Below are 11841 nucleotides of genomic sequence, written 5' to 3'. Positions count from 1 at the left end.
GAAATGGCGACCACCCCATTCCAGCTGCGCCGCGACAGCTTCGGCAAACTGGTCCTGACCACGAGCGAGGGCGAGGACATCGCCGGCGTGGCGCCGGTGCGCTCGTTCCCGATCCAGTCGCCCGACAAAGGCATTTCGATGGTGCGCGAAGGCGGCAAGGAAGTCGCGTGGATCGACGACCTGGCCGACCTGCCGGAGCAAGTGCGCGCCCTGATCACCGATGAACTGCAGGGCCGCGAGTTCATGCCCGAGATCTCTCGCATCAAGGACGTGTCGAGCTTCGCTACGCCCTGCACCTGGTATGTCGACACCGACCGTGGCGCGACCGAGTTCGTGCTGAAAGTCGACGAGGACATCCGCCGCATCGGCGACGCCTCGCTGCTGATTGCAGACAGCCACGGCATCCACTTCCTGGTGCGCGATATGTACCGCATCGATAAGCACAGCCGCAAGATTCTCGACCGCTTCCTGTAATCGCGTCTTCAAAATATAGAGATCGTCGTTCCCGCGCAGGCGGGAGCGACGTTTTTTTAGGCGGGTAGGAGTATCATTTGTTCGACTTCGGGAGAACCGTCATGTCCGTCGAACTCGATCACTTCATCGTGCCCAGCCATAATCGGGCCGCCTCGGCGCGGAAGCTGGCGGAACTGCTGGGCGTTGACTGGCAGGAGACCATCTTCGGCATCTTCTCGCCGGTCTACCTCAACAACGGCCTCACGCTCGACTTCATCGAGACCGAGGAAAGCTACCCCGTCCATCACTACTGCTTCCGCGTCAGCGACGAGGACTTCGACGCCATCCTTCACCGCATCCAGACCGCCGGCATCGAGTACCGCAGCCAGGTGCGCGGCCCGGTCGACATGAAGATCAGCACGGATTACGGCGGGCGCGGCATCTACTGGAACGAGCCCGATGGCCACCAGTGGGAAATGCTCACCGTGAGTTACGCACGCAAGCCTGCGTAAACCTCAGCTCCTCCCGTCGTCCCCGCGCAGGCGGGGACCCATGGACCGTCCGCGTCCTCGCACATCCAACCCTCGCCATCCCGCCTGATCCTGTGCGTGAGATCCAGCCGTCCCAGGAAGCGGTCATCATGCGACACGACCACCAGCGCGCCGGTCCACGAGCGCAGCATATGCTCCAGCGCTTCGATCGCCGCGAGGTCGAGATGATTGGTCGGCTCATCGAGCAGCAGCATGCGCGCCGGCGGCTGGCCCAGCATCGCCAGCAGCAGCGCCGCGCGCATCTGCTCCCCACCGCTCAATTCGCCGCAGGGTTTGCGAAGGTGTTCGCTGCCGATGCCGGCCTTGGCCAGATGCTGGCGCAGCCTGCCTTCGCTGATGCCTTGCACGCGCCGTTCGAATTGCTCAAGCAGGGGCAGGGCGGGATCGAGCCCGCGCAGCGACTGGTCTAGCAGCGTGGCATGCAGCCGTCGGCAGGATCCCGACGCGGGCGCGAGCTCGCCTGCGACGATGCGCAGCAGCGTGCTCTTGCCGCAGCCGTTCGGCCCCGTGATCGCGACCCGCACCGGCCCGCGCGCTGCCCACGTCAGCGGCTTGCTCCAGCCCCACGGCGCCAGCAGCTCTTCCAGCACCAGCGACTCCTGCCCCTGCGCCACCAGCGTTTCGACCAGCTCCGGAAACTCCGGCTGCTGCGCGGCGCCCTGCAGCGCGGCGAAGGCGTCCGCCACCTCGGCGCGCAGTTCCTGCTCGCGCTGCGCCTGGCGCGCCATGCGCGCACCGCTGGATTGCTCAGCCTTGTCCTGCCTGAGACCCAGCAGCAGCTTGGCCTGGTTGGCCTGCCTGGCGTCGCGCGCGCCACGCGCATCGCGCCGCGCCGCGCGTTCGGCCTGATCGCGCAGCGCCGACTGCTCGCGGTCGCGCACCGTGCGCGCGCGCTCCAGCTTTGCTCCGGCGGCCTGCAGCTCGGATTCGCGATGCGCTTCCACCTGCGCCCACGCGCCGCCGTAGCGCCGCAAGCCGGGCGGGCGTGTTTCGATGATGCGGTCGACGTGCGCGAGCAGGGCGCGGTCGTGCGAGACCAGTACCAGGCCGCGTCCCTGCGCGCGCCAGCGTACGATTTCCCCGAGCAGCCAAGCGCGCCGCACCGCGTCGAGGTGGTTGCTCGGCTCGTCCAGCACCAGCAGTCCCGCATCGCTGCAAAAGCCGCCTGCCAATGCGAGCAGCATGCGCTGGCCTCCGCTCAGCGAAGCCGGCGCCATCGAGGCATGCAGGCCGGCGCGCTCCAGCATCGCCAGCCAGCGCGCCTCGATATCCCATTGGTCGCCGATGATGTCGAAATCGTCGGCCAGCGCCTCGCCGCCCTGCAGCCGGGCCAGCGCCGCGAGCTGGCGGTCGAGGCCAGCAACTTCCGCGAGGCTGGCCGCCACCAGCGATCCGGATTCCTGGCTGACGCGGCGCACGCGAGTCGCGCGTTCGATCCGGCCGCTGCCGGGCGCCAGATCGCCGCTCAGCAGTTTGCCAAGCGTAGACTTGCCACTGCCGTTGTGCCCAATGATGCCGACCGTTTCGGCGCTGAAGGTCTCGTCGATGCCGCTGAACAGCTGGGTGCCGTCGGGCAGTTGAAAATGGACCCCGTGCAGGGCCGCGAAGAAAGAATTCGCCATGGTAATTCCTGTGGATGCGTTCGAACACCTGCCGCGAGGGCAAGGGAAGGTCGGGCTGCGTGAGGCAGCGGGCATCACAGGCGCATGGGTGGAATCCTCCAAAAAAGACTGGCGGCAATTTTAATCCAATTGCGTGGTCTAAGCACTATGTAACAGGGGAAACCAAGCGCGCGCGGCCTATTTGAGCACTGAGTTACACTTTGGATATTTTTCATTACAAAAAAAGCCCGACGATGGCCCAAGAGACAATCGATAACACGCAGCTGTTCCGCCGCATCCTGGCGCGCAACGTCGCGCTGCCGCTGTTCTTGAGCGTGATGAGCGCCGCGGTCTTCATCGGCATCATCGCGTACCTGCTCAATGTGCTGAGCGGGATCGAACGCAGCGAGCAGGTGATCGGCAAGGCCTACCAGAGCAGCAAGCTGGCGGTCGACATGGAAAGCGGCATGCGCGGCTTCCTGCTGTCCGGGGACGAAGCCTTCCTGCAGCCCTACCAGCTGGCCGCGCCGCGCCTGACCGCCGAGGTCTACACGCTGGAGCGCATGCTGGACAAGCGGCCGATGCAGCTCGAGCGCTTGCAGCGCATCCTTGGCGCGCACGAGGCATGGCAAAAATACGCCGCCGAGATCATCGCCCGGAAGCGCAAGGGCGAGCCCTACGAGGACATGGTCAAGGCCGGGCGCGGCAGAATACTCATGGAAGAGATCCGCGGCCAGTTCGCCGAACTGCTCGACAACGAGCAGCGCATGCTCCAGGACCGTAATACCGCCGCGCGCAACGTGACCACGATGTCGGTCGCCGGCTTCCTCTTGCTCACCCTCGTGATCGGCGGCTTCCTCGCGATGTTCGGCAGGCGCGAGCTGACCCATTTGTCGGCCTCCTATGCCGACGTGCTGCGCCACGAGGGCCGGAACAATGCCGAGCTGCGGCGCCTGGGCTGGCTGCGTACCGGGCAGGTCGAACTGGCGCGCCACGCGGCCGGTATCCATGCGCTCGAACCGCTGGCCGCCGCAGTGCTCGACTATGTGGTGCGCTATGTCGACGGCGTGGTGGGCGCGATGTACTTCCGCACCGACGACGGCATCCTGCGCCGCATCGGCGCCTTCGGCTTCGCCCACGACACCGCCGGCCACGCCGCGCTGATCCAGCCGGGCGAATCGCTGGCCAGCCAGGCCGCCGCCGAAAACCGCGTGATGGTGCTGAAGGACCTGCCGCCCGATTACATCAAGGTTGGCTCGGCGCTGGGCGAGTCCGCGCCGCGCGAACTCCTGATCGCGCCGTTCTCCAATTACGGCAAGGTCAAGGGCGTGCTGGAGATCGGCTTCCTGCACCCGGTGGCAGAGCGGGAGCTGGAATTCGTCAAGATGGTCAGCGACGCGATCGGCGCGGCGGTGGCGGCGGTGGTGTACCGCCAGCGGCTGCAGGAGGCGCTGACCGAGACCCAGGCGCTGAACGAGGAGCTGCAAGTCCAGCAGGAAGAGCTGCGCACCGCGAACGAGGAGCTGGAAGAGCAATCGCGCGCGCTGGAAGAATCGCAGTCCAACCTGGAGAACCAGCAGGCCGAACTCGAACAGACCAACGACCAGCTGGCCGAGCAGGCCGCCAACCTCGACCTCAAGAATAGCCAGCTGGTGGAAGCGCAGGAACAGCTGCGCCAGCGCGCGCTGGACCTGGAGCGCGCCAGCCGCTACAAGTCCGAGTTCCTGGCCAATATGTCGCACGAGTTGCGCACGCCGCTCAACAGTTCGCTGATCCTGGCCAAGCTCCTGGCCGACAACGCGGCCGGCAACCTCAACGAAGAGCAGGTGCGCTTCGCCCAGACCATCTACTCGGCCGGGAACGATCTTCTCAGCCTGATCAACGACATCCTCGACATCTCGAAGGTCGAAGCGGGCAAGCTGGAGCTGGCGCCGGAAGACCTGCCGCTGCGGCGCGCGGTGGATGGCCTGGCGCGCGTGTTCGAGCCGCTGGCGCAGCAGAAGGAGCTCGCGTTCTCGGTGACGGTGGAGCCGAATGTGCCGGCCACCCTCCACACCGACCGCCAGCGCCTGGAGCAGGTGCTGAAGAATATGCTGTCGAACGCGATCAAGTTCACGGAGCGCGGCAGCGTCGAGCTGACGGTGTCGGTGACTGACGCCGGCTGGGTGCAGTTCGCGGTGCGCGATTCCGGCATCGGCATCGCCCCCGAGCAGCAGGAGCGCATCTTCGAAGCCTTCCAACAGGCCGACGGCACCACCAGCCGGCGCTTCGGCGGCACCGGCTTGGGGCTGTCGATCTCGCGCGACCTCACCGCGCTGCTGGGCGGCACCCTGACGCTGAGCAGCACGCCGGGGCAGGGCAGCACCTTCGTCCTGAGCCTGCCGAAGAACGGCGCGGTGGCGGCCACGCCGCCGCCCCCCGCACCAATAGCGGCGCCGGAGCCGGAAGCCGTCCGAAGCGAGGAGCGCCCCGCGCCGGCCTTCGCCGACGACCGCGCACGCCCGGCCGACGGGGCGCGCACGGTGCTGGTGATCGAAGATGATCCGGGCTTCGCGCGCATCCTGTTCGACCTCGCGCATGACCTCGATTTCCGCTGCCTGGTCGCGCTTACCGCCGGCGAGGGGCTGGAGCTGGCCGCGGGCGAGAAGCCCGATGCGATCCTGCTCGACATCCGCCTTCCGGACCGCTCCGGCCTTTCGCTGCTGCAGCTCCTCAAGGACGACCCGGCCACACGCCACATCCCGGTGCATGTGGTGTCGAGCATGGACAACGGCGGCGAGGCCCTGCACCTGGGCGCGATCGGCTACGCACTCAAGCCCACCTCGCGCGAGCAGCTGGAGCAGGTGTTCCGCAAGCTGCAGGACAAGTCGGCCCAGCAGATCAAGCGCGTGCTGCTGGTCGAGGACGACGAACGCCAGCGCGACAGCGTGGTGCAGCTGATTGCCGACGCCGACGTGCACATCTCGGCGGTCGGCACCGGCGCCGAGGCGCTGGCCCTGCTGCGCAGCGAAATCTTCGATTGCATGATCATCGACCTCAAGCTGCCCGACATGCAGGGCCGCGAGCTGCTGGAGCAGATGTCGCACGGGGAGATGTGCAGCTTCCCGCCGGTGATCGTGTACACCGGCCGCAACCTGACGCGCGACGAGGAGTCCGAGCTGCTCAAGTATTCTCGCTCGATTATCATCAAGGGCGCGCGCTCGCCGGAGCGCCTGCTGGACGAGGTGACGCTGTTCCTGCACAAGGTCGAGTCGCAGCTGTCGTCCGAACGCCAGCACATGCTCAAGGCCGTGCGTGGCCGCGACCGCGTGTTCGAGGGCCGCACCATCCTTCTGGTGGACGACGACGTGCGCAATGTGTTCGCCCTGACCAGCGCGCTGGAGCAGCGCGGCGCGCGGGTGGAAGTGGCGCGCAATGGCTTCGAGGCGCTGGCCAGGCTGGACGAGGTGCAGGACCTCGATCTGGTGCTGATGGACGTGATGATGCCCGGTATGGACGGGCTGGAAGCGACCCGCCGCATCCGCGCGGACGGCCGTTTCGGCCGCCTGCCGATCATCGCCATCACCGCCAAGGCAATGAAGGATGACCAGGAGCAGTGCCTGGCGGCCGGCGCCAACGACTACCTGTCCAAGCCGATCGACCTGACCCGACTGTACTCGCTGCTGCGGGTGTGGATGCCGACGATGGAGCGCATTTGAAGCCGCACAGCGACATCGATATCGAAATCAAGATGCTGGTGGAAGCGGTCTATCTGAAGTATAACTATGACTTTCGCGATTACACCGGGGCCTCGCAGAAGCGCCGCGTGCTGGTCGCGTTGCGTGAGCTGGGCTGTAACACCGTGTCGGCCCTGCAGGAGCGCGTGATGCATGACCCGGCCGCGTTCGCGCGGCTGCTGCAATACCTGACCATTCCGGTGACCGAAATGTTTCGCGACCCGGACTATTACGCCGCGTTGCGCACGCAGGTGGCGCCGCTGCTGAAGACCTATCCTTCGGTGAAGGTCTGGGTGGCGGGCTGCAGCACCGGCGAGGAGGTGTATTCGCTTGCGATCGTCCTGCACGAAGAAGGGCTGCTGGAGCGGGCCATGATCTACGCGACCGATATCAACCCGGAGTCGCTGGAAGCGGCGCGGCGCGGGGTGTTCGCGCTCGACCGCATGCAGCTGTACACCGAAAACTACCAGAAGGCGGGCGGCCGGCGCGCATTCTCGGACTACTACACGGCCGCGTACGGCGGGGCGCGCTTCGACCGTGCGCTGGTCGAGAACGTGACCTTTGCCGACCACAGCCTGGCCACCGACAGCGTGTTCTCCGAGACCCATTTCATCAGCTGCCGCAACGTGATGATCTACTTTAACCGGCGCCTGCAGGACCGCGTGCTTGGGCTGTTCCACGAGTCGCTGTGCCACCGCGGCTTCCTCGGGCTGGGCAGCAAGGAGAGCATCGAGTTCTCGGCCTGGGCCAGCCGTTTCGAGGTGCTGGCGCGGCGCGAGAAGCTGTACCGGAAGGCGGGCGCATGACGACCAACGAACAGGTCGGGCAGCTGCTGGCCGGGCGCCACATCGAGGCGCTGGTGATCGGCGCGTCGGCCGGCGGCATCGAAGCGCTGCTCATGCTGCTGCCGGCGCTGCCGGCTTCGCTGAAGCTGGCGGTAGTGTGCATCCTGCACATGCCGCCCGACCGTGAAAGCCGCCTGGCGGAGCTGTTCGCATCGCGCGTGCATCTGCCGGTGCGCGAGGCCGCCGACAAGGAAGCCATCGCCGGCGGCACCATTTATTTTGCGGCGCCGGCTTATCACCTGTCGGTCGAGGAGGACCGCAGTTTTTCCCTGAGCTGCGAGCCGCCGGTGAATTACGCGCGCCCCGCGATCGACGTGCTGATGGAATCGGCCGCCGACGCGTATGGCCCGGCGCTGGCCGGCATCCTGCTGACCGGCGCGAACCAGGATGGCGCCGCCGGCATGGCCCGCATCAGGGCCTGCGGCGGCCTGACGATTGTGCAGGACCCGCTTGAAGCGCAGGCGTCGACGATGCCCGAGCAGGCCATCGCGCGCAGCGCGCCGCACCTGGTGTTGCGGCTCGCCGCAATTGCCGCGCTGTTGCCGAAGTTGGAGGAACAATGAGCCAGCTAGAACCCAGCAATGTGCTGATCGTCGACGACCTGCCGGAGAACCTGCAGGCGCTCGACGCCCTGATCCGCGACGACCAGCGCGTCATCTACCGCGCCCAGTCGGGCGAGGAGGCGCTGGCGCTGCTGCTCGATCACGAGTTCGCGCTGGCCATCCTGGACGTGCAGATGCCGGGCATGGACGGCTTCGAGCTGGCGGAGCTGATGCGCGGGACCGAGCGCACGCGGGACATCCCGATCGTGTTCGTCAGCGCGGCCGGCAAGGAGCTCAATTATGCGTTCAAGGGTTACGAGAGCGGGGCCGTGGACTTCCTGCACAAGCCGCTCGACCCGGACGCGGTGCGCGGCAAGGTGAAGGTGTTCGTCACGCTCGACCGCCAGCGGCGCGAGGCGCGCCGCCATATCGAGGAGCTGGAACGCAGCCGCCGCGAGCAGGAAGCGCTGCTGTGCCAGCTGAACGCGACGCAGGAAGAACTGCAGCGGTCACTGAACATGCGCGACGAGTTCATGTCGCTGGTGGCGCATGAGCTGCGCACGCCGCTCAACACCCTGTTCCTCGAATCGCAGATGCGCAGCCTGCAGATCAAGCGCGGCAACCTGGCCGCCTTCGCGCCGGACAAGCTGGACGCGATGGTGCGCCGCGACGAGCGCCAGATCAAGGCGATGATCCGGCTGATCGACGACATGCTGGACGTGTCGCGCATCCGCAGCGGCAAGCTGTCGATCCGGCCGGCGCAGGTCGAGCTGATGGCGCTGCTCGACCGCGTGGTCAGCGACCTGTCGGTGCATGCCTCGGCGGCGGGCGGCAGCATCGCGCTGCGGCCGCATGAGGACGTGGGCGGCTGCTGGGACGAGTTTCGCATCGAGCAGGTGATCGTCAACCTGCTGACCAATGCGCTGCGCTATGGCGGCGGCAAACCGGTGGAGGTCAGTGTCAACGCCGACAGCGACCAGGTGCGTATCGAAGTGCGCGACCAGGGGCGTGGCATCGCGCCGGAGGACATGCTGCGCATTTTCGAGCCGTTCGAGCGGGTGGCCAGGAACGGTGAGCCGAAGGGCCTGGGGCTGGGCCTCTACATTTCGCGCCAGCTGGCGCAGTCGCATGGCGGCGAGCTGTCGGTGGTGAGCACGCCGGGCGAGGGCTCGGTCTTCACGCTGACCCTGCCGCGGTGTGAATCAAGCGGTGCCGCCCCCGAGCAGCCTGCTGCGGAGACAACAGACCACCACCCCTGAGCGTCGTCCCGGCGCAGGCCGGGACCCATGCTGAGCGTACACGCACGCGGTCTATGGTCCCGGCCTCCGCCGGGACGACGGCGCTTTGATAGCTAAAATCAATCGACAGCATCTGTTCAATTCATTTTACAGTTTCGATATGGCCGATTACACTACGTACCGGCTAGCGTTTTTCACCACCCAAACAGGAGATGTCATGTCCCTTATCAACACCCAGATCAAACCGTTCAAAGCAACCGCCTACCACAACGGCAAGTTCGTCGACCTCAGCGAAGAGAACTTCAAAGGCACCTGGTCCGTGATCATGTTCTACCCGGCCGACTTCACCTTCGTGTGCCCGACGGAACTGGAAGACCTGGCAAGCCTGCAAGCGGAATTCGACAAGATCGGCGTGAAGCTGTACGGCGCATCGACCGACACCCACTTCTCGCACAAGGCATGGCACGACACCTCGGATGCCATCAAGAAAGTCAACTACGCCCTGATCGGCGACCCGACCGGCACCCTGACCCGCAACTTCGGCGTGATGATCGAAGAAGAAGGCCTGGCCCTGCGCGGCACCTTCGTGATCGACCCGAGCGGCACCATCAAAGTGATGGAAGTGCACGACCTCGGCATCGGCCGTGACGCATCGGAACTGCTGCGCAAAGTGAAGGCAGCCCAGTACGTCGCATCGCACCCGGGCGAAGTGTGCCCGGCGAAATGGACCGAAGGCGCCGAAACCCTGAAGCCCTCGCTGGACCTGGTCGGCAAGATCTAAGCAGTCTCCCCAGCGTTGCCGCTAGCGCGGCGGCAAGGTATCAACACCGCGTGGCTGCAGCCGCGCGGCGACGCGGACAGGCGGCAGCGCCTGCCTGTCCCCGTGTTCGATTCGTGGCCAGCCATTGGCCGCAGGGCGGTAGCCCTTCTTATTTCTCCTCGAATCAAAGGAACCCATCATGCTGGACGCAAGTCTCAAAGAGCAACTGCAAGCCTATTTGCAACGCGTGGTGCAGCCGATTGAGCTCGTCGCCTCGCTTGATGCATCGCCCAAAGCGGCCGAGATGAAGGAACTCCTGCACGAGATCGCGGCACTGTCCGACAAGATCACCGTGCTGGAAAGCAACGACGACACGCTGCGCAAGCCTTCGTTCGCGATCAAGCGCGCCGGTTCCGATGTTGCGGTCCGTTTCGCCGGCATTCCGATGGGCCATGAATTCACCTCGCTGGTACTGGCGCTGCTGCAGGTCGGCGGCCATCCGATCAAGTTCGACGACGCCGTCATCGAGCAGATCAAGAACCTCGACGGCGACTTCGAGTTCGAGGCATATATCTCGCTGTCCTGCCACAACTGCCCGGAAGTGGTGCAGGCACTGAATTCGATGTCCATCATCAACCCGCGCATCAAGATCACTTCGATCGACGGCGGCGTGTTCCCGGACGAAGTGGAAGCGCGCCAGATCCTGGCGGTGCCGATGCTGTTCCTGAACGGCGAATATTTCGGCCAGGGCCGCGCCAGCGTCGAGGAAATCCTCGCCAAGCTGGACACCGCCGGCGGCGCGCGCAGGGCGGCCGAACTGTCGAAGCAGGAACCGTTCGACGTGCTGATCGTCGGCGGCGGTCCGGCCGGCGCGGCGGCAGCCATCTATGCCGCGCGCAAGGGCATCCGTACCGGCGTGGTGGCGGACCGCTTCGGCGGCCAGGTGCTGGACACGCTGGCGATCGAGAACTTCGTGTCGATGAAGGAAACCGACGGCCCGCGCTTCGCGATCGCGCTGGAAGAGCACGTCAAGCACTACGAGGTCGAGATCATGAACACCCAGCGCGCCAGCAAGCTGGTGCCGGGCAAGATGATCGAGGTGCAGACCGAGAGCGGCGCGGTGCTCAAGACTAAGTCCGTGATCCTCGCGACCGGCGCCCGTTGGCGCGAGATCAATGTGCCGGGCGAAAAGGAATACCGCAACCACGGCGTGGCCTACTGCCCGCACTGCGACGGTCCGCTGTTCAAGGGCAAGCGCGTGGCGGTGGTCGGCGGCGGCAACTCGGGTGTGGAAGCGGCGATCGACCTGGCCGGCATCGTGGCGCACGTGACGCTGATCGAATTCGGCGACGCGCTGCGTGCCGACGCGATCCTGGTGAAAAAGCTGAAGAGCCTGGCCAATGTGGACATCATCACTTCGGCGCAGACCACCGGGATCCATGGCGACGGCAAGAAGGTCAACGGCCTGAGCTACACCGACCGCAACAGCGGCGCCTCGCGCAAGCTGGAGCTGGAAGGCGTGTTCGTGCAGATCGGCTTGGTGCCGAATACCGAGTTCCTGAAAGGGACGGTGGAACTGTCGCGCTTTGGCGAGATCGAAGTCAATGCGCGCGGCGAGACCTCGGTGCCGGGGATTTTCGCCGCCGGCGACGTCACCACCGTGCCCTTCAAGCAGATCGTGATCGCGGTGGGCGAGGGCGCGAAGGCGTCGCTGTCCGCATTCGACTACCTCGTCCGCTCGTCGGTGGAGGAGGAGCCGGTTGCGGCTGCGGCTTAATAGTTATCACCTGCACCTGATATAAGGTAGAACGTCGTCCCCGCGCAGCTACGCGGGGACGACGTGCTGTCAATGAAATCCAATGTTCGTTTGCATTCAATGCAATGCAACCAACGCCGCCGCCCCGCTGAGCGCTTCGCTCTCATACAGCAGCCAGGCCGCCGCGCTGGCCAGTGCCAGTTGAAATGCCGTCAAGGCGATGAAGAGCGAGCGGTTCATGATGTCCTCCGGCGAGGGGGCTGCGTGACGGTTTCATATTAGTTGCCCCGGCGCCCTTTAGGTATCAGCGGCAACTCCGTGATCCTGTAGGAAAATACCTTCGCCCCCATCCTACGACGAGGGTAGGCCGCGTCCTATA

Annotated in this window: 10 protein-coding genes; 8 read left to right on the top strand and 2 right to left on the bottom strand. The window is 65.7% G+C overall.

Annotation, left to right across the window (positions count from 1 at the left end; translation table 11 throughout):
• Positions 1–3 precede the first annotated feature (3 nt).
• The gene (locus NX778_RS07965) at positions 4–474 is read left to right on the top strand and encodes a cyanophycin metabolism-associated DUF1854 family protein (RefSeq protein WP_258811187.1); all 471 of its coding nucleotides are present in this window, start codon (positions 4–6) and stop codon (positions 472–474) included.
• A gap of 101 nt (positions 475–575) precedes the next feature.
• Complete coding sequence (locus NX778_RS07960; RefSeq protein WP_258811186.1) at positions 576–965, top strand: VOC family protein; 390 nt, start codon at positions 576–578, stop codon at positions 963–965.
• On the opposite strand, the gene NX778_RS07955 is transcribed toward NX778_RS07960, so the two are convergent.
• On the bottom strand, positions 944–2626 hold the full coding sequence (locus NX778_RS07955; protein ID WP_258811185.1) for an ATP-binding cassette domain-containing protein: 1683 nt from the start codon (positions 2624–2626) through the stop codon (positions 944–946). The genes NX778_RS07960 and NX778_RS07955 overlap by 22 nt on opposite strands.
• A 233-nt stretch (positions 2627–2859) precedes the next feature.
• Here NX778_RS07955 and NX778_RS07950 point away from each other — a divergent pair, with 233 nt between their 5' ends.
• The 6 genes from NX778_RS07950 to ahpF all read left to right on the top strand — a co-directional run bounded on the left by NX778_RS07950 (position 2860) and on the right by ahpF (position 11483).
• Positions 2860–6303, top strand: coding sequence for a response regulator (locus NX778_RS07950; RefSeq protein WP_258811184.1), 3444 nt, complete (start codon positions 2860–2862; stop codon positions 6301–6303).
• A gap of 32 nt (positions 6304–6335) precedes the next feature.
• The gene (locus NX778_RS07945) at positions 6336–7127 is read left to right on the top strand and encodes a CheR family methyltransferase (RefSeq protein WP_258811753.1); all 792 of its coding nucleotides are present in this window, start codon (positions 6336–6338) and stop codon (positions 7125–7127) included.
• Entirely contained in the window at positions 7124–7729 is a 606-nt protein-coding gene (locus NX778_RS07940) for a chemotaxis protein CheB (RefSeq protein ID WP_258811183.1), read from the top strand. Before NX778_RS07945 ends, NX778_RS07940 begins: the two co-directional genes overlap by 4 nt.
• A complete protein-coding gene (locus tag NX778_RS07935) occupies positions 7726–8967 on the top strand; it encodes a hybrid sensor histidine kinase/response regulator (protein WP_258811182.1) in 1242 nt (413 codons plus the stop codon). Before NX778_RS07940 ends, NX778_RS07935 begins: the two co-directional genes overlap by 4 nt.
• Positions 8968–9163: 196 nt before the next feature.
• Positions 9164–9727 carry an alkyl hydroperoxide reductase subunit C gene (gene ahpC / locus NX778_RS07930; RefSeq protein WP_258811181.1) on the top strand — a complete coding sequence of 188 codons (564 nt, stop codon included), beginning with the start codon at positions 9164–9166 and terminating at the stop codon, positions 9725–9727.
• A 178-nt stretch (positions 9728–9905) separates the two neighbouring features.
• Complete coding sequence (gene ahpF / locus NX778_RS07925; RefSeq protein ID WP_258811180.1) at positions 9906–11483, top strand: alkyl hydroperoxide reductase subunit F; 1578 nt, start codon at positions 9906–9908, stop codon at positions 11481–11483.
• Between the two features lie 96 nt (positions 11484–11579).
• Here ahpF and NX778_RS07920 read toward each other — a convergent pair whose 3' ends face one another.
• Positions 11580–11702: a hypothetical protein gene (locus NX778_RS07920; protein ID WP_258811179.1), complete on the bottom strand. Its 123-nt coding sequence runs from the start codon at positions 11700–11702 to the stop codon at positions 11580–11582.
• Between the last annotated feature and the right edge of the window lie 139 nt (positions 11703–11841).

The organism is Massilia terrae, assembly GCF_024753145.1.
GTDB classification, from domain to species: domain Bacteria; phylum Pseudomonadota; class Gammaproteobacteria; order Burkholderiales; family Burkholderiaceae_D; genus Telluria; species Telluria terrae.
This window is presented reverse-complemented; position numbering and strand designations above follow the sequence as displayed.

Coding starts and splice junctions, on each gene's coding strand:
- NX778_RS07965 (WP_258811187.1), top strand. CDS start 4: ATGGCGACCACCCCATTCCAGCTGCGCCGCGACAGCTTCGGCAAACTG.
- NX778_RS07960 (WP_258811186.1), top strand. CDS start 576: ATGTCCGTCGAACTCGATCACTTCATCGTGCCCAGCCATAATCGGGCC.
- NX778_RS07955 (WP_258811185.1), bottom strand. CDS start 2,626: ATGGCGAATTCTTTCTTCGCGGCCCTGCACGGGGTCCATTTTCAACTG.
- NX778_RS07950 (WP_258811184.1), top strand. CDS start 2,860: ATGGCCCAAGAGACAATCGATAACACGCAGCTGTTCCGCCGCATCCTG.
- NX778_RS07945 (WP_258811753.1), top strand. CDS start 6,336: ATGCTGGTGGAAGCGGTCTATCTGAAGTATAACTATGACTTTCGCGAT.
- NX778_RS07940 (WP_258811183.1), top strand. CDS start 7,124: ATGACGACCAACGAACAGGTCGGGCAGCTGCTGGCCGGGCGCCACATC.
- NX778_RS07935 (WP_258811182.1), top strand. CDS start 7,726: ATGAGCCAGCTAGAACCCAGCAATGTGCTGATCGTCGACGACCTGCCG.
- ahpC (WP_258811181.1), top strand. CDS start 9,164: ATGTCCCTTATCAACACCCAGATCAAACCGTTCAAAGCAACCGCCTAC.
- ahpF (WP_258811180.1), top strand. CDS start 9,906: ATGCTGGACGCAAGTCTCAAAGAGCAACTGCAAGCCTATTTGCAACGC.
- NX778_RS07920 (WP_258811179.1), bottom strand. CDS start 11,702: ATGAACCGCTCGCTCTTCATCGCCTTGACGGCATTTCAACTGGCACTG.